This window comes from Methylobacterium sp. E-012, assembly GCF_057836545.1.
In genome coordinates this window covers 2,095,651-2,119,242 of the sequence record NZ_JBYQEY010000001.1, presented here as the reverse complement: position 1 = coordinate 2,119,242, position 23,592 = coordinate 2,095,651, and the positions used below count along the sequence as shown (strand labels likewise).

At 66.4% G+C, this 23,592-nt stretch carries 20 protein-coding genes and 1 pseudogene; 13 read left to right on the top strand and 8 right to left on the bottom strand.

From position 1 onward, the window contains the following. Positions 1–242 precede the first annotated feature (242 nt). The 4 genes from AC3IF1_RS10140 (at position 243) to AC3IF1_RS10125 (ending at position 5,719) form a co-directional block, all read left to right on the top strand. Positions 243–1,391, top strand: a complete 1,149-nt coding sequence (locus tag AC3IF1_RS10140; protein ID WP_489217439.1) for a hypothetical protein — start codon at positions 243–245, stop codon at positions 1,389–1,391. Between the two features lie 20 nt (positions 1,392–1,411). Continuing rightward, entirely contained in the window at positions 1,412–2,407 is a 996-nt protein-coding gene (locus AC3IF1_RS10135; RefSeq protein WP_489217438.1) for a hypothetical protein, read from the top strand. After that, on the top strand, positions 2,404–4,338 hold the full coding sequence (locus AC3IF1_RS10130; protein WP_489217437.1) for an Hsp70 family protein: 1,935 nt from the start codon (positions 2,404–2,406) through the stop codon (positions 4,336–4,338). Before AC3IF1_RS10135 ends, AC3IF1_RS10130 begins: the two co-directional genes overlap by 4 nt. Positions 4,339–4,840: 502 nt before the next feature. Then, a complete protein-coding gene (locus AC3IF1_RS10125; RefSeq protein WP_489217436.1) occupies positions 4,841–5,719 on the top strand; it encodes a hypothetical protein in 879 nt (292 codons plus the stop codon). 47 nt (positions 5,720–5,766) lie between these two features. Here the strand turns inward: AC3IF1_RS10125 and AC3IF1_RS10120 are convergent, their stop codons facing one another. Then, a complete protein-coding gene (locus AC3IF1_RS10120) occupies positions 5,767–5,970 on the bottom strand; it encodes a hypothetical protein (protein ID WP_489217435.1) in 204 nt (67 codons plus the stop codon). Between the two features lie 38 nt (positions 5,971–6,008). On the opposite strand from AC3IF1_RS10120, the gene AC3IF1_RS10115 reads away from it, so the two are divergent. The 3 genes from AC3IF1_RS10115 to AC3IF1_RS10105 all read left to right on the top strand — a co-directional run bounded on the left by AC3IF1_RS10115 (position 6,009) and on the right by AC3IF1_RS10105 (position 8,583). Beyond that, complete coding sequence (locus AC3IF1_RS10115) at positions 6,009–7,274, top strand: hypothetical protein (protein WP_489217434.1); 1,266 nt, start codon at positions 6,009–6,011, stop codon at positions 7,272–7,274. Between the two features lie 26 nt (positions 7,275–7,300). Next, positions 7,301–7,780: a hypothetical protein gene (locus AC3IF1_RS10110; RefSeq protein WP_489217433.1), complete on the top strand. Its 480-nt coding sequence runs from the start codon at positions 7,301–7,303 to the stop codon at positions 7,778–7,780. A gap of 86 nt (positions 7,781–7,866) precedes the next feature. Further along, on the top strand, positions 7,867–8,583 hold the full coding sequence (locus AC3IF1_RS10105) for a HEPN family nuclease (protein ID WP_489217432.1): 717 nt from the start codon (positions 7,867–7,869) through the stop codon (positions 8,581–8,583). Positions 8,584–8,696: 113 nt separating this feature from the next. On the opposite strand, the gene AC3IF1_RS10100 is transcribed toward AC3IF1_RS10105, so the two are convergent. The 4 genes from AC3IF1_RS10100 to AC3IF1_RS10085 form a co-directional block, all read right to left on the bottom strand. Beyond that, the gene (locus tag AC3IF1_RS10100) at positions 8,697–9,137 is read right to left on the bottom strand and encodes a hypothetical protein (RefSeq protein ID WP_489217431.1); all 441 of its coding nucleotides are present in this window, start codon (positions 9,135–9,137) and stop codon (positions 8,697–8,699) included. A 146-nt stretch (positions 9,138–9,283) separates the two neighbouring features. Further along, on the bottom strand, positions 9,284–9,979 hold the full coding sequence (locus AC3IF1_RS10095) for a hypothetical protein (RefSeq protein WP_489217430.1): 696 nt from the start codon (positions 9,977–9,979) through the stop codon (positions 9,284–9,286). A 131-nt stretch (positions 9,980–10,110) separates the two neighbouring features. Continuing rightward, positions 10,111–10,533 (bottom strand): hypothetical protein, encoded by a 423-nt coding sequence (locus tag AC3IF1_RS10090; protein ID WP_489217429.1) that lies wholly within the window; start codon positions 10,531–10,533, stop codon positions 10,111–10,113. Positions 10,534–11,274: 741 nt separating this feature from the next. Next, positions 11,275–11,838 (bottom strand): hypothetical protein, encoded by a 564-nt coding sequence (locus tag AC3IF1_RS10085; RefSeq protein ID WP_489217428.1) that lies wholly within the window; start codon positions 11,836–11,838, stop codon positions 11,275–11,277. Between the two features lie 428 nt (positions 11,839–12,266). Between AC3IF1_RS10085 and AC3IF1_RS10080 the strand changes: the two are divergent. Beyond that, positions 12,267–13,178: pseudogene (locus AC3IF1_RS10080) on the top strand (YifB family Mg chelatase-like AAA ATPase); the annotation flags it as partial. Continuing rightward, positions 13,175–14,935, top strand: coding sequence for a bifunctional protein-serine/threonine kinase/phosphatase (locus AC3IF1_RS10075; protein ID WP_489217427.1), 1,761 nt, complete (start codon positions 13,175–13,177; stop codon positions 14,933–14,935). The pseudogene AC3IF1_RS10080 and the gene AC3IF1_RS10075, both read left to right, overlap by 4 nt. A 33-nt stretch (positions 14,936–14,968) precedes the next feature. Here AC3IF1_RS10075 and AC3IF1_RS10070 read toward each other — a convergent pair whose 3' ends face one another. Continuing rightward, on the bottom strand, positions 14,969–16,588 hold the full coding sequence (locus tag AC3IF1_RS10070) for a phosphoenolpyruvate carboxykinase (protein ID WP_489217426.1): 1,620 nt from the start codon (positions 16,586–16,588) through the stop codon (positions 14,969–14,971). A gap of 442 nt (positions 16,589–17,030) precedes the next feature. Here AC3IF1_RS10070 and recR point away from each other — a divergent pair, with 442 nt between their 5' ends. The 4 genes from recR to truA all read left to right on the top strand — a co-directional run bounded on the left by recR (position 17,031) and on the right by truA (position 19,965). After that, positions 17,031–17,636: a recombination mediator RecR gene (recR, locus tag AC3IF1_RS10065; protein ID WP_243969711.1), complete on the top strand. Its 606-nt coding sequence runs from the start codon at positions 17,031–17,033 to the stop codon at positions 17,634–17,636. A 115-nt stretch (positions 17,637–17,751) separates the two neighbouring features. Then, complete coding sequence (gene def / locus AC3IF1_RS10060; protein ID WP_489217425.1) at positions 17,752–18,267, top strand: peptide deformylase; 516 nt, start codon at positions 17,752–17,754, stop codon at positions 18,265–18,267. Positions 18,268–18,274: 7 nt separating this feature from the next. Continuing rightward, positions 18,275–19,204 carry a methionyl-tRNA formyltransferase gene (fmt, locus tag AC3IF1_RS10055; RefSeq protein ID WP_489217424.1) on the top strand — a complete coding sequence of 310 codons (930 nt, stop codon included), beginning with the start codon at positions 18,275–18,277 and terminating at the stop codon, positions 19,202–19,204. Then, the gene (gene truA, locus AC3IF1_RS10050) at positions 19,204–19,965 is read left to right on the top strand and encodes a tRNA pseudouridine(38-40) synthase TruA (protein WP_243969706.1); all 762 of its coding nucleotides are present in this window, start codon (positions 19,204–19,206) and stop codon (positions 19,963–19,965) included. Before fmt ends, truA begins: the two co-directional genes overlap by 1 nt. Here the strand turns inward: truA and dapE are convergent. Together dapE and AC3IF1_RS10040 are read right to left on the bottom strand one after the other, a co-directional pair. After that, a complete protein-coding gene (gene dapE / locus AC3IF1_RS10045; RefSeq protein ID WP_489217423.1) occupies positions 19,947–21,125 on the bottom strand; it encodes a succinyl-diaminopimelate desuccinylase in 1,179 nt (392 codons plus the stop codon). The two genes, truA and dapE, sit on opposite strands and share 19 nt — an antisense overlap. Positions 21,126–21,206: 81 nt before the next feature. Next, complete coding sequence (locus AC3IF1_RS10040) at positions 21,207–23,552, bottom strand: amylo-alpha-1,6-glucosidase (protein WP_489217422.1); 2,346 nt, start codon at positions 23,550–23,552, stop codon at positions 21,207–21,209. Positions 23,553–23,592 lie beyond the last annotated feature (40 nt).

Here is a 23,592-nt window from a genome sequence, read left to right as displayed (position 1 = left end):
GCGATCAAAATAGAGTAGCTTACCCTGATATCGGGTCGCTGTGGCTTTGGTACGATACATCCGGTCGCGATGGACGGCTTGACGTGTGGTCTGCCCGGTGGGTCATCCGGCACGTCGGTGTACTGATTGCGGAATGGCGCGTCGAGCCTTCAAGAACCTGCCGCCGGGCTGGGCAATCAAGGGTGACTTGGACGCTGCCCCTGCTACGCTCACGAAAAGAGCGACGGGGGAGCGGATTCGAAATGCCGACGTTCGGCTGGGTACAGGAAGACGCTACGGAGGCATTCCTCTCCGCGATGGAGAAGGTGCCGGACCGGCACGGCCCCCTGCCGCGCACCTACCCCTGTCCATTCTGTTCCCACGTCGCCTACACGCCCCGCTTCCTCCAGGACCATCTCGCGGTCGCCCATCCCATCGACCGACCAACGCTGCTGGTCTCCGGGGTCGAGCCTGGACTGACTTTCACTGTTCGTGAGCGGCGTACGGCATCCGACTATATGCTCGCCAATTCCACCGCCGCCGCCGTATCCGTCGATGGCATGCCGGCGGAACAAATCGATCAAGCCTCCCTGGGGAAACTCATGGCGTCGCTTGATAGGTCGGTCGCACGCATCCGCCTGATCAACGCTAAGCTGCGAGGCGCCGAGCCCGTCACGACCACCTACGACGTTCGGTTTAGGGTCGCCGCTCCAGATGCACTCGATGGCGTCGACCGCGCCTTCATGGACCACATGACGAAGGGTATTCCGACCCGGGAGACGGCACGCCGCTTCCGCTATGACAGCCGGTGTCAGGGCACTGGTTCGGACTATGCGGAGGGGATGGCAGAGTACGTCCTGGGCGTGTTGATCAAGGAGCAGCCGCACGGGCAGGGATTGGCTACTTCACTCGACAGTTTCACCGGCGCCTTCACCGCCTCCCTTCAAAAGCTGCGCGTTCACCGGCGCCCACTCCCGCACCTTCTGTGCTCGGTCATTCGGTTCTCCTTGAACGACTTCGGGACTGGGGCCGTGGCGTCGGGCTACGACGAGCTCGACGCGGCAACGGAGTTCCTACGGGGCCCGGCGGAACGCCATACCCTCGTCCCGGATGCGCCGTTCGGTCGGCTCAAGGCATGCCCGCTCGATCATGGGACCGACCGCATCTTGGCCCTGGTGAAGGCGATGTCGCGGAAGGACCATTGGAGTCCCGTGCTGCGAGGCGAATGCCTTCAAGTCGCCAGGGATGACGCACTGGTTCTTCCGGACCGTCAAAAGGCCCTAGCGGTTTGGGCCTTGACGGCGCTCCGCCTCAAGGCCCCTGGCGAGGCGGTAGAGCCCCTCTCGCAGATCGCAGCGGTGCACCCTTTCGACATATGGGCACAGCCCCTCCTGGAGTCGGTGACCAAGTGACAGAAGGCGTCCCCCCACACGTGACCGAACCCGAGGCGCCGTCCCCGGTGCTGGCGAAGCAGGCCGAGAAGAAGGCTCGCAAGCCGAAGGAGGTGAAGGTCGACCCTTTTCTCCGGACGTATTTCGGCGACGCACCCGTCTCGGCCACCAACTTTGCGAAGGCGGTGGCGGGGATTAAGGCTGCCAAGTTCGCCGACGAAGACCTCTCCGAGGCTGACAGCCTGCGTCGAACGAACGACGGAGACCATAAGCGCCTGCTCGGGCTCGCAACGCTTCCCGCTCTTCCGCCGCAGATCGGCAATTGGCTTTGGCCGACCGTACAGACGGCAATCCGCGCCCGAGCCCCCAGCGTCCTCGAACCCTTCAATGTCGAGGCCGACGCATCCCTTCGGCGGCTTCACCGTGAACTCGCCATTGAGCTTGCGTCCGACGATGCGGCAGTGCGCCAGCCCGCAACGGTCATCCTCCAGCTTGGCCTGGCCTGGATGGTCCGCAAGAGAAACCTCGATCTCGGGACCGCATTGCAGATCCTCGGGGACACCTACGCCGAGGGCGAGGCGAACGTAGCGAAGCACGTCCGGCAGGCACTGTCCTCCGGCAGGGTGACGGACATCGAGCGTGCCGTAGCCATTTCCAAGCTCGTTGGCCGTACGGCCAAGGAAGCCGCCACCCAGCGCGACCAGGAGAAGCTTCAGCGCATCGAGGTGCAGGAGCAACTGGACGAAACCAGGACCCATGCCGGCGAGCTCAAGCGCCGCATTGCCGAGCTTGAGGCAGAGGTCGCCGAGTTGAAGGGACAGGTGTCGGCCTCTCGAACCGAGCTCGACGACAGCCGTCAGCATTGGGGGCATGACATGGTCGAAGTGACGACACGTCAGGCGACCCTGCTCCGAGAGAGGGTAACCCCCATGCTCACGGACGCTGTCGACGCACTGGAGATCGAGCCGGCTCAGCCGAAAATAGCTCTGAGACGGATTCGCGCGGTTCTGACTTCCATCAAGGAGACCGAAGGTTGAGCATCGTCACGTTCGGCATCGACTTCGGCACCACGAACAGCCTTGCCGCCCGGATCGTGGGCGGCCGCCCTGTCCCGCTGGTGGATATCGGAAGCGGCCGGCCGCATCCGTCCGTCGTCTGGTACACGGGCGACAGCGTGAAGGTTGGACGGGAGGCCAAGCAGCACCTCGACCTCACCGGCGGCGGAGCGCCGCCCGGCTTCCTTCGCTCACCGAAGATGAAGCTGCGTCGCGAGGGGCCGGTCTTCATCGAGGGAAGGGAGGTGGACCCCGTCGACGCCGTCGCCGAGGTTCTGCGACACATCAAGGCTGACGCCCTGAAGGCAAGGGCGGTCGCCGAGGGAGTGGCCCTCACGCGGGCCGTCATGACCATTCCGGTCGACTTCGGCGGCCCGCAGCGACGTGCGTTGCGCGAGGCTGCTCGTGCGGCAGGTATCTCGGTCGTGCAGTTTGTCCACGAGCCTGTGGCCGCGCTGTACGGCTACCTGCGGTCCAGGCCCGACTACCAACGCCAGATGGCGCAGTTGGAGGGGCGGTCGGTCCTTGTCTTCGACTGGGGCGGCGGAACGCTGGATCTCACCCTGTGCCGCATTCAGGGCGGCGCGATCATGCAGGTGGAGAGCGACGGCGACAACGAGATCGGCGGGGACGAGTTCGACGTCCGGCTTATGAACCTTCTGCGGGACCGGCATGCCTCCTCGCACAAGCTGCATGACATTGGTGGGGTGGAGCAGCCTGGCATGGGCGCCAAGCTCCAGAATCAGTGCGAGATCGTGAAAATCGGCCTCTCGGCAAAAGACGCCGACGAGGAGGACGTCATCATTCGGAATTACCTGAGGACCACAGGGCCCGCGCAGAACCTCGTGGAGACCATCACCCGCGCCGATCTCAACGAGGTATGCTCCGACCTCGTGGCGCGGGGGCTGAAGCGGATCGATGACATCCTCGCGCGGGCCAGGCTGACCAACCGCGACATCGAGCTTTGCCTGGCGACGGGTGGGATGGTGAACATGCCCGCCATCGCCGACGGTCTGTTTGAGCGTTTCGTCGGACGGGTGGCTGACATCGACAACGGGGACCGCATCATCGCCGAGGGCGCGGCATGGATCGCGCACGACGGACTCAGGCTCAAGCTGTCGAAGCCCATCGAGATCCTGGTGGCGGACAGTTCCGGTCGCGGATCGTACCACCGGCTCATCGAAGCGGGCTTCGACCTCCCGGTCGAGAATGAGATGAAGACCATCCCGAATACGCGCCTCTACTGCGTCGACCCGCGCGAGGGCGTGGCGGTCGTCGAGATCGCCAAACCGGACAAGGTCGGCTTGGTCTCGCCCACCGATCCTCGAACGCTTCTTTGCTCGATGAGCGTTCCGGTCGATCCGAGGGCGGATCCCTTGCTGGAACGTATCGAGTGCCATCTCGCCATCGATCACAACTACGTCGTCAGCGTCCTGTTACGCTCAACGGGTCGCGCCGCGGAACGTCGGGAGGAGTTCCACAACATCGACTTCGGCCTGGCCTTGCCAGTATCGGGCGGTAGGGGCTTCACCGGGAGCGACGATAGGACGTCCGGCACGAAAGGGTCGTCGCCGGCGTCCGCTACGAGGACGAACCTGACCCAGCGGACCAACGTGGCCATCGATGATGGCGGTCGTCTCAGACATGATGATCTGTGGCGCCTCGTGCCGGGCGACCTCGTCGCGAAGTGGAAAAGCAACCATTTCGACTACAACACCGGGGAAGCCAGCAAGCGACAAAACAGAGAGCGTGAGTTCTATATCCCTTGCACGGGGTGTGGACGGCTCATTTCGGAAATCAATGCTGAGCCACCGGTAGAGGCTTGCCGCGGGAAAAGGTGCGGCCGAGACCTTCCGCCTTTGCCGGACCATCAGACAAATAACTCGCCGTCACTCAGTTTGCCACGGATCTAATTTCGTATTCGACAATTTTACAAGACGGCAGTGCAAGCCCATCCATTGAGTCGACCAGCGTTCGACCTGTACAGGTCGGAATGTGTTGACGGGGGCTAAGGTGGATCTGAAGCAATCTTGCTGGCCTTGATGGCGGCCATCGCCTAGGAACTGTCAAGGCCCGTCATTGCGTTCGTCCAACATTGGCGACTTTCTTCGGCCCGGTCAAAGAGCACTAATCTTCCGATAGATGGCCTGGGCGCCGGGCATGGCCCGCAGATCTGCGAGTGCGGTTGATCCCAGATCACCACTCGTTGTGTGAGACCTTGGCGGTTCCAGGATCACCTCGGCCGGGTAACGCCAACCGTTTCTCGTTACGTGAAGCTCATGCGCTGTTGTTTGAGCCCTACACGCACGCTGGCGCCAACAGCAGAGGCGTGATGAAAATATGAATCACATCATCACTTTTCTGTTGCACTATCGCAAATTGCGAGTATGATTATGTGATTAATGGAGATCACTTATGACGCGGTTCACGAAGGAGGCGATGCTCGAAGAGCTTCGGACGATCCTGCTCTTCGAGGCGGACCACATCCTCATGGGGCGAGGAAGTGACGTCGCTTCCGCCTTCATCGGCTTCGAACTCGGCGATGAAAGCGAACACGTCTTCCTGAATCCCTCCAAGGTCGATCTCGGCCTGTTTCCGATCTCAGCGACGTTTATCCAAGGCTATGACTACGCCTTCAATCCGAGCCCGCTGAACGCCAGCGACGGCTCGGAAGTGCAAGACCTACACGTCTTTATGGAAGCCACACCTCGGGCAGGCGGGATCGGCTCGGGCGGGGAGACCCACGCATTCATGTCTGCCGAGGGCTTGTGCCGGCAGGTCGCCGACGCCTCGATGGCGAGGTGGAAGCTGGACGATCACGAGAGCGACCTCACGGTCCGTGAGATCGCGCTTCTGGCCGATATGTCGGAGGGCGCCGTCCGCAACGCCCTCTCAATCGGTGGAGAAGGTGGCCTCCAAGCTATCAAGGGCTCGAAGCCGCTCATGGTCAACGGCTCGGTCGCGCTGAAGTGGCTCCAGTCTCGACGGGGGTTCGTGGCGACTCCCACCTCCGCCAAGGACGATGCGTTCCTGGCGGAGCAGATCGCCAGCGCCGCGACGTCCAACGACCTGGCAAGCCTAGTCTGCCGGCAGGCATGGATCTCGTTCGGTCACAAGGATGCCGAGGCCGAGCTTGGTGTTCAGTCGTGGGATGAGGTGAGGGCAACGATCTTGGCGATGGACATGGTCCGCGTCCAAGCCTTCGGGGAGAAGCTCGACTTCGATGTGCCGACCTTCGTCGGCAAGGCGGCCGAAGTTGCGGTTCGCGACCGCCTTGCCGAGGCGCGGTCATGACTGGGCTCGGCTTCACACGCCATGCGCAATCGCGTGCGCAACAGCGTTCAATTCCCGGCGCCGCGGTCGACCTTGTCATGCGGTTCGGTCGCGTCCAGCGACATCGCTATGCCGACGTCTACAGCCTCGACCGGAAGGCCAGGGCCAGCCTTCAAAATCATGTCGGCGTCGACGCATACCGGCGCCTGGAAGGCCGTCTCGGCATCTACGTCGTCGTAGGTGACGCAGGACGCGTCCTCACCGTCGCGCATCGCATCGACCGACTGAAAAGTTCATGAGGAGCGCAGATTTGTCCAACGCAGCCTTTTCCCGCTTCCGCTCCGCAATTTCTTCCGCCACGGAGGCGGCCATCCGGGCCGACGTCACCCTCGGCGGACGTCTCCTTCTCGCCCAGGAAGGGCGCCTGAACGTATCCTATGCCCCCTTCGAACACGTCGTTCCTACCGCCAAGGTCGTGATCGTCGGCATCACGCCCGGTGCGCAGCAGGCTGCCAACGCCCTTATGGAGGCGCGCCACCAGATTCTTTCGGGCGTCGACGACGACTCGGTTTTGTCGGCTGCCAAGACCCACGCTTCCTTCTCGGGGGCGATGCGTGACGGCTTGGTGGGGATGCTCGACCACGTCGGCCTGAACGAACGCCTGGGCATTCCGACCTGCGCCAAGCTGTGGACCACTCACGCCCATCTGGTCCATTTCACGTCGGCGCTTCGCTACCCCGTGTTCCTCGATGGCGGGAACTACAACGGGAACCCGTCCATGACGCGCACGCCTTTGCTTCAGGGCTTCCTGGCGGAATGTCTGGCAGAAGAGGCACGCATCCTACCCGACGCCCTGTGGGTTCCCTGCGGCGGCACCGCTGCCGAGGGGTTGGACTGGGTGGTGCGGCAAGGCATCCTCAATCCTGACCGGGTCTGCCTCGGCATGCCTCATCCCTCACCGGCGAACGCCGAGCGGGTACAGTATTTCCTCGGCACCGGCCGCGAACGTTCCGCCCTGTCGGTGAAGACCGATCCGGACCGGATCGAGCGCGCGCGGGCAGGGATGGTCGCCAAGGTCGCGCTGCTTGGGACGCCATCGCCCGTCGACATCGCGCTAGCGGCAAGCCTCACGACCGCGTCCCGCGAGCTTGAACCCAAGGTTCCTGCCAAGGCGACGAGGCCGCGCAAGAGTGAGCCGAAGTTGCCGAGCCAGCTCGGTCTCGCAGTCCAGGCCGCTGTCGACAGGGATCCTCGATACGTCGCACACCAGCCCGAGCGCCTCTATCAATGCACCTACCGCACCCGCGCGGGTGGAACGGTATTCGCGTTCGAACGGGTCACGGCGAGTGCCATCAACATCTGGCTGCCCGCAGTTCCAGCAGTCATCGAGGCGGCCGAGAGGGCCGGCATCGCGGTCCCGAACATCAGCAGGCCGTACCCGGACCCAAGCCGGCCCGACCGGTATGGACGTCTGTCCACGCTGGCGAACGTCCCCGAGTTGAGGGATGCCGACCTCGTGGCGATCAAGGTGTCGTCCGACAGGCAAGCACTGACCGTCCTGAGTGCCCTGACCTGAGGTTTTGACTACTTCCTAAGGAGAAGATGTCCATGGTTCGGAGACGAGCGATCCTACTCACGGCATGCCTAGCTGCGGCCGCCCCTGCTTATGCGGCCGGCGACTTCCCGCTGGCCTCCTGCAAGGGCTGGAACGGCACCGTGACGGAGCGGGATGGCATCGACACGGCCCGCGCAACGATGCGAGGCATGGTCACCAAGGCCGATCTGCAGGAATATTGCGAGCGCGATCCCGGCGGCGAGACAAAGGCGTTCGGCGGCAGGATGACCACGGCGCAATGCGTAGCCAAGTATATGCGCGAGACGAGGGATGTCATGCTGGCGGCGGAGGCGAACTGCCGGGCCGGTACGGTGTCCTACCGCTATGGCAAGCGTCAGGCTCAACGAGCATGGTTTCCGCTTGGCGCTGATGGTGACACATCATGCGCCTCAGGGATGCCGCCGATGATCGAGCAGTTCAAGATGCTTTGCCCGGCGGCGGCCAAGCGGCTGAAGGTGGATGGCTGAGGATCGGCATTCGGCCGACCAAGGCTACGGCGGTAGATAGGCTGCAGAACCGTCATGGGCGGCTCCCGAAGAGAAGAGGGGCGATCATGGGATACCCGCGCGGTCCACTTCTCAGGGCGCTTGCCGAGCGCATCCTAAGCAACCTCGACCACGTCGAACGGCATGCCTCTTCGGACAGCTCGGTCTATCCCGACACGCAGCTTCTGGTCTCGCTTCTCGGCGTGATCGTGTTTCCGCACGAACGGGCATCCGAAGCTCTAGGTCGGCTCCTCAAGGAACATGACCAACTCGGCCAGGTTCTTACGATTCGGCACCCGCAAGCCATTCGCCACGGACAAAGAATCGAACTCGCCGGACCGGACGGCGAGCCCGTCCTGGTCGATCCGGCTTCCATTGCCGACCTTCCGCGCCTGCTGCGGAACGGTATCGCCCACTTCAACGTGCTGCCTCTGGACCAAAACGGGCGCTTCTCGGGCATCCGTGTCTGGAATATCGATGACCGCGGCACCACCACCCTCGTCGCCGACCTGGACTTCGACGCCTTCCGCCCGTTGGCCAGGACGATCCTGAAGGAATTGTCCGATCCCAGCCGGGACGATCTCGACCTCCCCGACCCGGGGGACCCTTTGGAGGCAATCTCGCGCATGCCCCCCAACGCGGACCGGGTCCGCAAGCCGCCGGTGCTGGTCGATACTGTCTGGAACGACCTGCTCGACGCCTGCGGCAACGACCGGGACATGGCGCTGGCGGAAGTTAGCAGGACCCTAAGAAAGCGGGCTTCCGATCTGAGGGCGAGGTCTTAACTCGACACGCGGATCTGTATCCCTGTCAGTCCATGCGGCTGCAACTGACCTCGAACGTGAGGTCCAAGTCCAATTGGCTGGGGCGCCGAATAGACGTCTGCAACCCGAAATTTTCAGGATCGGGACGGATCGCAATTACCGAACGAGAGATTTTCGGGATTGAGCACCTTTAGGCGCGGGATGAGGTGACCGCCTGCATCCATTAGATCGTAGTAAGTTGGGGGGCGATGTACCAGCCACTTGGATTGCGGATGGGCCGATACAGCGAAAATCCCACCCACCAAGCGCTCCGCACCAAGCGTAAAGGTGAATATGAACTGCACGATACGCAGACCTTGGATGTCCATTGTGGTCGGGATGATCTCTATGTGAAGGTCGTCGTCGACCTGCGAGCACCTCGACGTCTTGAAGGCTGGGTCATCTGGCGGCAGGTCCCTGCCTTCGGCGAGCCGGGTGGTGTCGTCATAGATCAGTGTCACCTCGCCCTTGTAGGCCCGCTGGACGGTACGGATGATAATGTCCGAGACATCCGGCGGTATGTTGTGCGTTTGCATGTTGGGATAGCCCGGTGATCGTGTGACTCAACGGATGTAGGCCGTGCGATGGTCACTTTGAAGTCGCCGCCGGCAGGTCGCAGCCTAATTGTCGGACCACGATGGGGTATTGGTGCCTGCACAATGTCCAGGCATCTAACCCGACATCATAAGCGTTTGAGGTAGTCGATCACGTCGTTGTTGCGGTCGGTGTCATTCGCCTTCCTCGCATGGTCGAGCGCGGTCCGTCCGCGGGCGTCGGCCTTGCCAACGTCGGCACCCATGCCGACGAGGTGCTTTGCGATTGTGAGGTTGCCGCGCCGCTGTCCGAACATGCCTTGTCCGACGACGGCGAACATCAGAGCCGTCTTACCGCCGCTGTCGGCATCGTTCACGGAAGCCGAAAGCATTTCGGCGACCTTCGGGTGGTACACGCGGTACCGCGCCATCAGGATCAGGGTGGTTCTTTGGACTTCGCCGGTTCTGGCGTGCGGTGATATCCCGATGCCGATCAGCAGCGCGCACAGGGCCGCGGCCTTCTCCTTGTCGGCAAGGCGAGCGGCCACGGCCAGGGGATGGTGACCGGACTTGTTATGAATGCGACCGAGACCGGTCGAGCATCGAGCGATGATACGTCCGACATCCCCGACCGAACCGTTGTCGATAGCCTTGAAGAGCGAATGCGGGAAGACGTCGCCGGTCTGGACGAGGCCAGTCCCGCAATGAGGGCATGGCTTCTCCGAGCACGCCCTGCAGAGCTTTTCGAAATCCGATTCACACGCCTCGCACGTGCGCAGGCCACTGTTCATGCCAGCCGGAGCGGTGCAGATCTCGCAGGGTCCGATATGCATCGTGAAGGTCATCGTCTGCCCCCTTTGGCGTTGAGATGCGAGAGTTCCTGAAACCTTTCGGTATCCGACCTTGAGTCGTTGGCATCCCCGCAGGAACCCGGGCTCATCTCCGATTGGGATGGACCCGGGCCTCGAAACTGGACTTACCCGGCTGCCTGGCTTGCCAGCACGGCCTCTGCCAGGGTTCCGATCAGGTTGTCGGCATCGTAGTTGCCCCGCCCGATGTAGATGCCGTCTTCGAGCTTCCTCATGCTGCTCCACCGGCCCTGATCCTCGATGAGGATCGAGCCTTCCGGGTCGCGCCACAAACGCGTCGCTCCGATGGTGACGTCCGGGTGCGTGAGGTCCCGATCCAGGAACCCGTCCGACAGGCCCACGCCGAGAAGGTCGTCGCACTCGCCGACGCTGGCGGAGACGGCCTTGAGGAGCCTCTTCACCGAGCCGTTCATGCCTCGGACGAGTTCGTTGCCTGGTCCCCGCATCTCCTCGACCGTGTCCGTGGAGGTCCGGATGCTCAGGAGGGCCAGGAACGAACCGGTGGGGCCGACCAATTCGTAGAACCGCAAGCTATCGTCCCGGAGGGCCCGGGCGTAGTGCGCGGCACGGGGGTGGGACGCAGAAGTGCAGAGGCCATGCTTCGCACCGATGCGGCGGAGCCTGTCGACGGTGATGACCCGTGTCCAGGTCTTACCCTTGCACGCCTGATGGCTTTCGACACCTGCCACGGGCGAGACGGCAGCCCGCCTATGCCCGGAAGCCGTAATCAGGGAACGGAGCTCAGCGAGACCGTGCGTAAGCCCGTCCCAGTCCAGACGATCCGAGCGAAAGCCCCTGAGCACCTTCCTGGCCGCATGGGCAACCTGGGCATCGGCATGGGACCGCGCGTGACCATCGGCAAGCCGCAGGTTCTTGAGCGCCCATCCAGCCTCGCCGGAAGCGTCCGTCGAGAGACGAAAGCTGTCGATGGGCTCGCCGCGGCGGATGGCACGCCGAGCTGCCGCATCGGCATCCGTTCCGAGGGCCGCGCAGGCGGTTCGGCAATCAGGCCGGCTAGCGAGCCACCGGCCAAGGGCGGTGGAAGTCCGCGTACGGAGATGATCGGGAATGCCATGTTTCCGAACGAGGCGCATGGCGGAATTTACGGGGGACTCGGCTTTGGCAAGGAGGGGAAGTGCGTCCGATGTCGGCATTTGAAGGCCCAGGGCGTCGGGGATGCTCGGCGGCTGTAGAGCTCCTACGCCGCGGCGCTCTACTCCCCTAATATGGCGTTCATTAACCGCATTTCAATACGTAATGCGATTAGAGCGTCATTTCACGAGCGTCGAGCGGATTAGCGATGCCACTCCCTCCAAATAGGTGGCCACATGCTCCGCCTCGTCGCGGGATACGTCCTGAGGTAGCGTTATGGTGACCTCGCCATCCCTGACCGGCAGCGCGTACGCGTGGTTCTGCACGCGCCCGGGGCTCAAGAGGCCGGAGGTGGGAGGGTGCGGCACGATCCCATCCTCCTCGGCATCATCGTAATCCGAGATGGCTATCGGTTCGTCCGCGCGGCCTTGGGCGCAGGCTGCCACGCTCTGTGGTTCATAGCTCCACTCGAACCGGGATTTGCTTTCCCTGCGTCCAAGCACGAAGGTGCCAAGCTTCTTGGCTTCCATTTCCTTCATGATGGCGACGACCTTAGGGCGACTTAGGTCGAGCTCTTCCAGGAACTCCTTATCGAATTCGGCGACCTCTGAGACCGTCGCGCCCTCGTAGTCGATTTCGCTCGGGCGCTCGGCGTCTATGCCCGTGTAGCCGTTATCGGCAATCCAATCGAAGAGAAGCTTCGTGTTCTCATCACGGTAGAGCCGCTGGATGCGGCGAGCCATAGGGCTGGGCTGCGGAGACGGCTTCATCTGACAAATCCAATTTCTTAAAATCGTGGCGTTCCTCGTAGATAGGGTAGGAATCGCCTTAAAAGCAAATGGATCATTCATTAGGGATTTTAACGCGCGAGGCTGGCACGCATACCGGCCTGGCGGATCACCCGGGCACGGCGGGGACATGCGCCCTAATGTTCGACGATACGAATAGGCGCAGCGTTCAGACCTGGGGGAGCTTCGGCGACCTCATCCAAAGCACGGAAGTGCCAAAGGCTGCGTCGGCGGACACAGGCTTGGTGCCACAGATTACGATGGCAGCGAGGGGCTAGCGTCAGCGCAAGATGGCCTTCTAGGGCGAATGAGGAGGTAGGCGAGAGAATCTCGCTGATGAGAATCAGCGCCCATGGAAGGGAGGTAATGGTCGCCATCAAATAGGACACGACATGTTGATGAACGGGCCGCCCGGGTCCGGCAAGTCGATGCTGGCCGCCCGGCTGCCCTCGATCCTGCCGCCGCTCGGCCCCCGCGAGCTGCTCGACATCTCGATGATCCAGTCGGTGGCCGGCGAGCTGAAGGAGGGGGCGCTCTCCGACCGACGGCCGTTCCGTCAGCCGCACCACTCCGCCTCGATGGCGGCCCTGGTCGGCGGTGGCCTCGGCGCGCGCCCGGGGGAGGTCTCCCTCGCCCATGGCGGGGTGCTGTTCCTGGACGAGCTGCCGGAATTCACCCCCCAGGTGCTCGACAGCCTGCGCCAGCCCATGGAGACCGGCGAGGTGATGATCGCCCGGGCGAACCACCGGGTGACCTATCCGGCCCGGTTCCAGCTGGTCGCGGCCATGAACCCGTGCCGCTGCGGACAGGGGCTGGAGCCGGGCTACACCTGCCGGCGGGGCCCGAACGAGCGTTGCATGGCGCAGTACCAGGGGCGGATCTCCGGCCCGCTGATCGACCGGATCGACCTGCGCATCGAGGTGCCGGCGGTTACGGCGGCCGACCTGATCCTGCCATCGCCCGCCGAGGGCTCGCGCGAGGCGGCCTCCCGGGTGGCGTCGGCCCGCGCGCTCCAGACGGCGCGCTACGCCGGGCGCGGCCTGCCGGCGGCCACCACCAACGCCACCTGTCCGGCGAACCTGATCACCGAGGTGGCGAGCCCCGACGCGGACGGGGCCGCCCTGATCCGGCAGGCGGCCGAGACCATGCGGCTCTCCGCCCGGGGCTTCCACCGGATCCTCCGCGTCGCCCGGACGCTCGCCGACCTCGACGGCGAGGCGCAGGTGCGCCGGCTGCATCTCGCCGAGGCGCTGTCCTACCGGGGCCGGGGCGACAATGCGGCAGCGGCCGCTTGAGCGGGGTTTCGAGCGGTCCTCACCGCGACCTGGCGGTCTCGGTCGGCCAGCACAGCGCCGCCGGCCGCAAGGACGTGAACCAGGATTTCCACGGCCTACTGGTTCCGACGCCGCCGGCGCTCGGCCTGAAGGGCATTGCGGTGGCGCTCGCCGACGGGATCAGCAGCAGTGCGGCCGGCGCGGCGGCGAGCGAGACCGCGGTCAAGAGCTTCCTCAGCGACTACTACGCCACCCCCGACACGTGGTCCGTGAAGAACGCCGCGCAGCGGGTCATCGCGGCGGCCGATTCCTGGCTCTACGCCCAGACGCGGCGCGGCCGCGATCCCCACGATGCCGACCGGGGCTACGTCACCACCTTCGATGCCCTGATCCTGAAAGCGCGCACCGCCCATCTCTTCCATGTCGGCGATGCCCGGATCTGGCGCGTGTCCGGCCGCTCCCTCGAACAGCTTACCGAGGATCACCGCGTCGTGGTCTCGGCGGCGGAATCCTATCTCGGCCGGGCCCTCGGCGTGACCGGCCGCGCGGAGATCGACTATCAGACGCTCGCCATCGCGGGCGGCGACATCTTCGTGCTCACGACGGACGGCGTCCACGACTATGTCCGGCCCCGGGAGATCGCCGCCGCGATCGCGGCCGCCGGCGACCTCGACGCGGCGGCGGCCGCCATCGTCGCGGCCGCGCTCGCGTCCGGCAGCCCGGACAACCTGACGATCCAGATCGTGCGGGTCGATTCCGTGCCGGAGGGCGCGCCGGCCGACCTGCTCGGGGATGCCGAGGGGCTCGATCCCGCGCCGCTGCTCGATCCGCCGGCCGAGTTCGACGGCTACCGGCTCCTGCGGATCCTCCACTCGGGCCCCCGGAGCCGCGTCTACCTCGCCGTCGAGGCGGAGACCGGGGTGCGGGTGGCGCTGAAGGTCCTGTCGCTCGATCTGCGCGACGATCCCGCCCAGCGCCGCCGCTTTGTGATGGAAGAGTGGATCGCGCGGCGCATCGACCACCCGCACGTCCTCAAGGCCCAGCCGCCGGCACGCCGCCGCAGCCACCTCTACACGGTCATGCGCTATGTCGAGGGTCAGACGCTCACACAGTGGATGCGCGATCACGCATCACCCGAATTGGAGGCGGTGCGCCGTCTGGTCGAGCAGCTCGCCAGGGGCGTCCAGGCCTTCCACCGGCTGGAGATGGTCCATCAGGACCTTCGGCCCGACAACGTCCTGTTCGACGCGGCGGGGATCGTGCAGGTGATCGATTTCGGCGCCGCCAAGGTCGCCGGGGTCGTCGAGGGCGATCCCCGGATCGACCCGGGCGAGATCCTCGGGACGGTGCAGTACACCGCGCCGGAATGCTTCCTCGGTGCGCCCTCCACCGCCGCGTCCGACGTGTTCTCAGTCGGCGTTATCGCCTATCAGATGCTGACCGGGCGGCTCCCCTACGGCGATGCGGTGCCGCGGGCACGGACCCCGGCAGCCCAGCGCCGGCTGCGCTACGCCTCGGCGCTCGGGGTGCGGCCGCTGCTTCCGGCCTGGGTCGACGGTGCGCTGCGGAAGTCCGTGCACCCGAACCCGCTGCGGCGCTATCAGGCCCTGTCGGAATTCGTCCACGATCTCCGGTATCCGAACCCGGCCTTCACGGATGCCCGGCCGCCCGCCCTGCTGGAGCGCGATCCGCTCGCGTTCTGGCGGTTGCTGTCGCTGATCCTCGGGATTGTCGCCCTCACCCTGGCAGGCATCCTGATCGCGCAGTCGCCGCGGTGACGGGCGGCCGCTCAGGCCGCCCGTCAGCGGGGATCAGGCCGCGATCGCCTGGGCGGTCGGTCCGGCCGCGCGCACATCGGAATCGACATGCGTCTCGAACCGCTTGAAGTTGTCGTCGAACATCTTCACCAGGCGTGCCGCCGTCTCCACGAAGGCGCCCTTGTTGCCCCAGGTCTTCACCGGGGTCAGGATGTGCGGCTCGACGCCCGGGACCGAGACCGGCACCGCGAAGCCGAAATACGGATCGCGCCGGAACTCCGCCTGCGACAGCGAGCCGTCGAGGGCTGCGCTCAGCAGGCGCCGGGTGACGCGGATCGGCATCCGCCGTCCGGTGCCGACGCCGCCGCCGGTCCAGCCGGTGTTGACCAGCCAGCAATCGACGCTGTGCTTGGCGATCAATTCGCGCAGCAGGTTGCCGTAGGTGCTCGGATGCCGGGGCATGAACGGGGCGCCGAAGCAGGTGGAGAAGGTCGCCTCGGGACCTGTGAGGCCGCGCTCGGTGCCGGCGACCTTGGCGGTGTAGCCGGACAGGAAGTGGTACATCGCCTCGGCGCCGGTCAGCTTGGCGATCGGCGGCATCACCCCGAAGGCGTCGCAGGTCAGCATCACGATGTTCTTCGGATGCCCGGCCCGGCCGGTGGCGCTGGCATTGGCGATGAAGTCGAGCGGGTAGGCGCAGCGGGTGTTCTCGGTGAGCGAGGCATCGTCGAAGTCCGGCGCACGGGTGACGGGATCGATCACCACGTTCTCCATCACCGTGCCGAAACGCTCCGTGGTGGCGTAGATCTCTGGCTCGGCGTTGCGCGACAGGCGGATGGTCTTGGCGTAGCAGCCGCCCTCGAAGTTGAAGATGCCCTCGTTCGACCAGCCGTGCTCGTCGTCGCCGAGCAGCTGGCGGGAGGAATCGTTCGACAGGGTGGTCTTGCCGGTGCCGGAGAGGCCGAAGAAGATCGCCGAGCCGCCCTCGGCGTCGAGCGCCGCGTTGGCCGAGCAGTGCATCGGCATCACGCCCTGACCGGGCAGCATGTAGTTGAGGTAGGTGAAGACCGATTTCTTCATCTCGCCCGCGTAGGCCGAGCCGCCGATCAGCACGAGCTTCTTGGCGAAGTCGATGGCGATCACGGTCTTGGACCGGCAGCCGTGCCGGGCGGGATCCGCCTGGAAGCTCGGCAGGTCAATGATGGTCATGTCCGGCACGTAGGTCGCGATCTCGGAGCGGTCCGGCCGGATCAGCAGGTTGCGGATGAACAGCGAGTGCCACGCGAACTCGGTGAACACCCGGGCCTTGACCCGGTAGGCGGGATCGGCGCCGCCGTAGAGGTCCTGGGCGAACAGCTCCCGGCCCGCGGCATGCGTCAGGAAATCCTGGCGCAGGGTCTCGAATTGCCCCGGCGTGATCGCGCCGTTGTTGTCCCACCAGACCTCGCTCTCGGTGCTGGCGTCGCGCACGACGAACTTGTCCTTGGGCGAGCGGCCGGTATGGCTACCGGTGGTCGCCACGAAGGCGCCGCCGCAGGCGAGCTGGCCCTCCTTGCGGGCGAGCGCCTCTTCGTAGAGACGTGGCGCCTCAAAGTTCCAGTGGACGGCCTTGAGGTCGCGGAAGCCGGCGGCCTCCGCGCCATGGGCCGCGTTGTGATCACCGATGTTGGTCAAGAACGTATCTCCCGGGCCCCTGCTCGACCGTCGACGCGACTGAGCCGGACGGCTTCACCGTCCGGAATTGCCGGGGAGACGTCCGCGCGGTCGTACAGGTCCGCCGCGCGCAGGATCTCCGTTCCCCGGTGGCTTCCCGTCTCTCCACTGAGTAGGCGGCGAAGCTTCGCTGTCATTATGGGCTTCATCTGCGGCCCGCAACGTGTCGGACCTGGCTCGATCACAGTTGCGGGCGCAGGAACCCCCGTCTGTAAGCAGTCACCCGCATCGACTTGCCGGCCCGAACGCGCGGATGCGCTCTGGAATACCCACATGCCAGGTCGCCGCTCGGGGTGGGCGCTCATGCACCCTTGCATGAGGGCCGGCGCGGGCTAAGCCCGTGCCGGACAACTTCCACGCGGCGTGCCCGATCCGCGCCTGCCGATACCCGCCAAGAGGCACGATGCCCCAAGCCGTCGCCGGCCCCGAAATCGAACGTCTGATCCAGCTCCTCGCCCGCATGCCCGGTCTCGGACCGCGCTCGGCCCGGCGCGCCGCGCTGCAGCTCATCAAGCGGCGCGACACGCTGCTCGGGCCGCTCGCCGACGCGATGCGGGTCGCGGCCGAGCGCATCGTCGTCTGCACCAGTTGCGGCAACGTCGATACGTCGGAGCCCTGCACGATCTGCCGGGATGCCGAGCGCGATCCCACGACCCTGGTGGTGGTGGAGGACGTCTCCGACCTCTGGGCGCTCGAACGCTCCGGAGCTGTCAAGGCCCGCTACCACGTGCTCGGTGGCGTCCTCTCGGCGCTCGACGGGGTGCGGCCGGAACACCTGAACCTCGCGAGCCTGGTGGAGCGCGTGGCCCGGCCCGAGGTCACGGAGGTCATCCTGGCGCTCAACGCCACCGTCGACGGTCAGACCACCGCCCATTACGTCACGGAATCGATCCGGCACTGCGACGCGAAGGTCACGCGCCTCGCCCACGGCGTCCCGGTCGGCGGCGAGCTGGATTATCTCGACGAGGGGACGCTGACGGCCGCGATCCGGAGCCGGACGGCATTCTAGCGGCGGCGCCGCCCGAACCGCCTGTCCCCGCGACGGTATTTGACCGGTCTTCACCCGCATCCTATTCGACGCTCGGCCCGGATCCGACCCGGCGCTGTCCCTGCCGGTTTCCGAAATGACCATCCGCCCGCTCGTAATCCTCCCCGATCCCGTCCTGCGCCGCATCTCCGATCCGGTGGGTCCGATCACCGGCGAGATCCGGACCCTCGTGGCCGACATGTTCGAGACCATGTACGACGCGCCGGGCGTCGGGCTCGCGGCGATCCAGGTCGGGGTGGCGAGGCGCGTCGTGACCATCGACACGTCGAAGGAAGAGGGTGTCCGCAAACCGCAGGTGTTCATCGATCCCGAGATCGTCTGGTCCTCGGCGGAGATGCGCGTCTACGACGAGGGCTGCCTGTCGATCCCCGAATATTACGGCGAGGTCGAGCGGCCCGACCGGGTCCGCGTGCGGTTCCGCGGCCTCGATGGGGCCGAGCAGGAGATCGAGGCCGAGGGGCTGCTCGCCACCTGCATCCAGCACGAGATCGACCACCTCAACGGCGTTCTGTTCATCGACCATCTCTCGAAGCTGAAGCGGGACCGGGTGATCAAGAAGTTCACCAAAGCGGCCAAGCGCGACGCGGCCTGAGCCGGCCATGCGCGTCGTCTTTATGGGCACCCCGGACTTCGCCGTGCCGACGCTCGCGCGGCTCGCGCAGGACGGGCACACCGTCGTCGCCGTCTATACCCGCGCGCCCGCCAAGGCGGGCCGCGGCATGAGCCTGCGCCCCTCCCCGGTCCATACCCTGGCCGAGACGCTCGGCGTGCCGGTGCTCACGCCCGTCACCCTGCGCACCCCGGAGGCCGCGGCGGCGTTCGCCGCGCACCGGGCCGAGGTCGCGGTGGTGGTGGCCTACGGCATGCTGCTGCCGCAGGTCATCCTCGACGCGCCGACACATGGTTGCCTGAACCTGCACGGATCGCTGCTGCCGCGCTGGCGCGGGGCGGCGCCGATCCAGCGGGCCGTGATGGCGGGGGATGCCGAGAGTGGCGTCGGCGTGATGCGGATGGAGGCCGGGCTCGATACCGGGCCGGTCGCCCTGGAGGCGCGGCTCCCGATCGCCGCCGGCATGACCGCCGGCGCGCTCCACGACGCGCTGATGCCGGTCGGCGCCGACCTGATGGCCCGCGCCCTCGTCCTCCTGGAGCAGGGCCAGCTGACCTTCACGCCGCAGCCGGACGATGGCGTGGTCTACGCGCACAAGATCACCAACGACGAGGCGCGGATCGACTGGACGCGTCCGGCCGATGAGGTCGCCAACCGCATCAACGGTCTCTCGCCGGCCCCGGGCGCGTTCTTCGAGGCCGATCTCGGCAAGGGATCGGAGCGGGTGAAGGTGCTCCGCGCCACTCCGACCGAGGACGCGGGCGAGCCCGGGACCCTGCGCGATCCCGATGGCACCGTCGCGTGCGGCGTCGGCGCGGTGCGGCTCTCGGAGCTGCGCCGGGCCGGGAAGGGCAACAGCGCCAGCGGGCCCGAGTTCGTCCGCGGCGCCCGCCTGGCGCCCGGCGCCCGCCTCGGCTGATGCCCCGCTACAAGCTCGTCATCGAGTATGACGGCGGCCCGTTCTGCGGCTGGCAGCGGCAGGCCGAGGATCCCACGGTCCAGGGGGCGATCGAGGCCGCGATCCTGCGCTTCTCCGGGGAGCAGGGCCGGCTCACCTGCGCCGGCCGGACCGATGCCGGCGTGCATGCCATCCACCAGGTGGCCCATCTCGACCTCGCCAAGGACTGGCGGACCGATACGGTCCGCGACGCCCTCAACGCCCATCTGCGGCCGCAGCCGGTGGCGATCCTCGCGGCCGAGCGGGTTCCGGACGGCTTCGACGCCCGCCATTCTGCGATCCGTCGGCACTATCGCTACCGGATCCTGAACCGGCGCAGTCCCGCGGCCCTCACTCGGTCCCAGGTCTGGCACGTGCCCTGGCCCCTCGACGCCGATCTCATGCACGCAGCAGCCCAGCGCCTGGTCGGCCATCACGACTTCTCGGCCTTCCGCGCCGCCGAGTGCCAGGCCAACAGCCCGATCCGCACACTGGAGCAGCTCGATGTCGTCCGCGCGCCGATGGCGCTGCACGACGAGATCGTGGTGGCGACCTCGGCGCGCTCCTTCCTGCACCATCAGGTCCGGGCGATGGTCGGAACGCTGATGCTCGTGGGCTGCGGGCGGCTCTCGGCCGACGACGTGGCCGACATCCTCGCCTCCGGCGAGAAGCGCCGGTGCGGGCCGCTGGCGCCGGCCGCCGGACTGACCTTCGTGGGTGTGGATTACGAGATCGGGAAATAGGCCTCCAGCACCCGCCCGTAGATCGCCGTCAGCCGCTCCAGATCGGCGACCGCCACGCACTCGTCGGCCTGGTGCATCGTCTCGCCGACGAGGCCGAACTCGATCACCGGGCAGGCATCCTTGATGAAGCGGGCATCCGACGTGCCCCCCGTGGTCGACAGCGCGGGCGTCAGGCCGGTCTCCGCCCGGATCGCCTCGGAGACGAGGGTCACGAAGGAATCCGGCCGGGTGAGGAAAGCCGGCGCGTTCGAGGGCTGAAGGTCGAGGCTGAAGCGCATCGCGTTTCCGGCCGCCTGCTCCAGGCGCCTGCGGATCTCAGCGCCCAGGCTCTCCGCCGTCCAGTCGTCGTTGAAGCGCACGTTGAACGTCGCGCGCGCGGTCGCAGGGATCACGTTGGTGGCGGGATTGCCCACGTCGAGGGTGGTGAATTCGAGGTTCGAGGCATCGAAATGCGCCGTCCCCCCGTCCAGGGGTTCGGCGATCAGCGCCGAGGCGAGGCGGAGCAAGCCCGGAATCGGATTCTCGGCCTTGTGCGGATAGGCGACATGCCCCTGCCGGCCGAGCACCACGAGCTTGCCGGTGAGCGAGCCGCGCCGCCCGATCTTGATCATCTCGCCGAGCCGGCCCGGATTGGTCGGCTCGCCGAGCAGGCAATGGTCGAAGCGCTCGCTCCGGTCGCGCGCCCAATCGAGCAGCTTGACGGTGCCGTTGACCGCCGGCCCCTCCTCGTCGCCGGTGATCAGGAAGGCGATGGAGCCGGCAAAGTCAGGTCCGCGGCGCTCCAGGAAGGCCAGCGCCCCGGCGAGCATGCAGGCGATGCCGCCCTTCATGTCGGCGGCGCCCCGTCCGTACAGCATGCCGTCGGCCACCGCCCCGTCGAACGGGCCGTAGCGCCAGGGGACATCGCCCGCCGGGACCACATCGGTATGGCCGGCAAAGACCAGGCATGGGCCGCCCCGGCCGATCCGCGCATAGAGGTTCGGCGTATCGGGATAACCCGGCTCACCGAAGACCGGCCGCTCGATCGCGAAGCCCGCGGGCCGGAGCGCGTCGGCGACCACGTCGAGGGCACCGCGATCCTCCGGGGTCACGGAGGGGCAGCGGATCAGGGCCTGCGCGAGGCGCAACGCGGCGTGCGGGGCGTCGTAGTCAGCCGGCATGGACCCGTCCTCGGCGGCCGAGAATGCCGCGCGGACCGCTTACCCCGAAGCGGGCCGCGCCGGGAATCCCGGGCGGAACTCCTACTTGGTGACCACCACATGTGCATCGCCGTGACGGCGCTGCACCGAGACGGTGACGTCGTCGTCGTAGCGCTGGAACCGCAGGTCCAGGCGTGAGTCCCCGAGCCTGACGTTGAAGAGCGTCACGCCGTCGAGGAAGGCCGGGAGGATCGGGTTCTTCAGCCCGACGCGGTTGCGGGCGTGGTCGAGTTCCAGGCCGAGGCAGGCGGCCAGGAACGCGAAGGGCGCGGCGGCCGCCCAAGCCTGCGGGCTGCAGGCGACGGGGTAGGCCACGGGTCCGCGCTGCTTGCGGCGCATGAAACCGCAGAACAGTTCCGGCAGGCGCTTCTGATCCTGGTAGAGCGAGGTGTCGAACATTCCCTGGAAGATGCGCGCGGCCTCGTGCTTGCGGTCGTAGCGCGCCAGACCCATCGCGATCAGGGCGTTGTCGTGCGGCCAGATCGAGCCGTTGTGGTAGGACATCGGGTTGTAGCGCGCCTCGCCCCTGGCGATGGTCCGCACGCCCCAGCCATTGAACCCGTCCTTGCACAGCAGCGTCTCGGCGACCCGCGCCGCCCGCTCGGGCTTGGCGATGCCGGTGAACAGGGCGTGGCCGGCATTGGACGAGCGCACCGCGCATTGCGTCTTCGCCCCGTCGAGGGCGAGGGCGTAGGTACCGATCTCCTCGTTCCAGAACGCCGCGTCGAATGCCTCGCGCAACGCCGCCGCCTCCCGGGTCAGGCGCTCGGCCATCGGATCGTGCCCGAGCAGGGCCGCGAGCTTCGCCATGCCGTGCTTGGCCGCGTAGACGTAGCCCTGCACCTCGCACAGCGCGATCGGGCCCTTGGCGAGTTGCCCATCGGCGTGGAAGATCGAATCGTGGCTGTCCTTCCAGCCCTGGTTCTCAAGGCCCTTGTCGGTGTCGCGGGCGTATTCCACGAAGCCATCGCCGTCGCGGTCGCCGTAGCGGTCCATCCATTCGAGCGCGAGTTCGAGCGCCGGCCAGATCGACCGGACGGTCTCCAGGTCCCCGGTGACGGCGTAATACTCCCAGGCCAGCATCACGAAGAGCGGCGTGCCGTCGATCGTGCCGTAATAGTGCCGGAAGGGCACCTCCCCGAGCATCGCCATCTCACCGCGGCGTGTCTCGTGCAGCACCTTGCCGGGCTGGGCGTCGGCGGTGGGGTCCACGGCCTTAGCCTGGGTGGAGGCGAGATAGCGCAGGACGCCGCGAGCGAATTTCGGGTCGATCCACAGGGCCATCATCGCCGTGATGATGCCGTCGCGGCCGAACACCGTGGAGTACCAGGGGATGCCGGCGAACGGGTAGATCCCCTCCGGCGTGCGGCTCGCCAGCATGTAGAGATCGGCCGTGGCCCGGCACAGGCCCTCGTTGAACTGGTCGTTCGAGGTGATGATCGTGGTGATCCCCGCGGTGAGGGTGCGCAGGTCGCGGCGGGAATCCCGGTAGGCGCGGGCGAAGATCATGCCTTCGCCAAGGTCCTTCGGCTCCCGCCGGGCGCCGCCGGCATTGGCCGCCAGCGTCAGCTTGGCGGCCGCATCCTCACCGACCATGGTGTCGGAGGGCGGCTTGGTGAAGGCACGGTGGGCCTCGAACGTGACGCGGATGAACAGCGAGGTCTTGCCACCCGGGGGCAGCGCCACCTCGAAGGCGACGCGGCCGGGCTCGATCAGGTCCGGCTTCGGACCGAAATGCAGGCCTGTGGTCCGGATGATTTCGTCGAGCCCGACATAGCGGAACTGGACCTCCCGGTCGCTCGCCACCAGGACGCCGCGCTTGCCGCGCTCCTTGCGGTCGGTGCCGCGGACCTCGAACAGGTCCCGGTAATCCGCGTCGAAGCTGACGGCGATGCGCAGGCGGCGATGCTTGGAATCGAAGGAGCGCAGGCCGATCCGGTCGTAGCAGGCCCCGCGGAACAGGAACTTGGTGCGCTCGATGGCGATCGTCTCGCGGGGGATCGCGGTCTCGTCATGGGCGTCGAGGCGGATGTCGGGCGTCGTCATGTCGACGCTGAGTGCGCCGTTGTCGTCCTGCATCACCGAGGAGAGCATCAACGGACGCTGCCCCTCCACCGTCAGTTCGAGACGGGACAGGTAGCGCGTATCCTGGAAATACAGGCCCTCCGGGCCGGGCTGGACGCCGATATCGCCGTAGGAATCCAGGACGCCGAACGCTTCGCCGAACTTCAACGACCGCAGGGGCCGTTCCACCAGGGAGGTCTGGGCCTCGATGTGATAGGGCGGGAGCACGTCGTCCGCGTCCTGGAAGCCCTGCGCCACGCGTCCGGCGCTCGCCGCCGTCCGAACCGTCGCATCGTGGGCTGCCGCGCTGTTGTCCGCCGCCATGCAGGGCATCTCCGGTGTCGTGAGGGTGTGAATCGAGAAG

Bases quoted from the DNA above. Each gene is read 5' to 3' on its own strand.
- AC3IF1_RS10125 (WP_489217436.1), top strand. From the start codon at position 4,841: ATGACGCGGTTCACGAAGGAGGCGATGCTCGAAGAGCTTCGGACGATC.
- AC3IF1_RS10110 (WP_489217433.1), top strand. From the start codon at position 7,301: ATGTCCATGGTTCGGAGACGAGCGATCCTACTCACGGCATGCCTAGCT.
- AC3IF1_RS10105 (WP_489217432.1), top strand. From the start codon at position 7,867: ATGGGATACCCGCGCGGTCCACTTCTCAGGGCGCTTGCCGAGCGCATC.
- AC3IF1_RS10140 (WP_489217439.1), top strand. From the start codon at position 243: ATGCCGACGTTCGGCTGGGTACAGGAAGACGCTACGGAGGCATTCCTC.
- AC3IF1_RS10100 (WP_489217431.1), bottom strand. From the start codon at position 9,137: ATGCAAACGCACAACATACCGCCGGATGTCTCGGACATTATCATCCGT.
- AC3IF1_RS10040 (WP_489217422.1), bottom strand. From the start codon at position 23,552: ATGGCGGCGGACAACAGCGCGGCAGCCCACGATGCGACGGTTCGGACG.
- AC3IF1_RS10120 (WP_489217435.1), bottom strand. From the start codon at position 5,970: ATGCGCGACGGTGAGGACGCGTCCTGCGTCACCTACGACGACGTAGAT.
- fmt (WP_489217424.1), top strand. From the start codon at position 18,275: ATGCGCGTCGTCTTTATGGGCACCCCGGACTTCGCCGTGCCGACGCTC.
- recR (WP_243969711.1), top strand. From the start codon at position 17,031: ATGCCCCAAGCCGTCGCCGGCCCCGAAATCGAACGTCTGATCCAGCTC.
- AC3IF1_RS10085 (WP_489217428.1), bottom strand. From the start codon at position 11,838: ATGGCTCGCCGCATCCAGCGGCTCTACCGTGATGAGAACACGAAGCTT.
- AC3IF1_RS10095 (WP_489217430.1), bottom strand. From the start codon at position 9,979: ATGACCTTCACGATGCATATCGGACCCTGCGAGATCTGCACCGCTCCG.
- def (WP_489217425.1), top strand. From the start codon at position 17,752: ATGACCATCCGCCCGCTCGTAATCCTCCCCGATCCCGTCCTGCGCCGC.
- truA (WP_243969706.1), top strand. From the start codon at position 19,204: ATGCCCCGCTACAAGCTCGTCATCGAGTATGACGGCGGCCCGTTCTGC.
- dapE (WP_489217423.1), bottom strand. From the start codon at position 21,125: ATGCCGGCTGACTACGACGCCCCGCACGCCGCGTTGCGCCTCGCGCAG.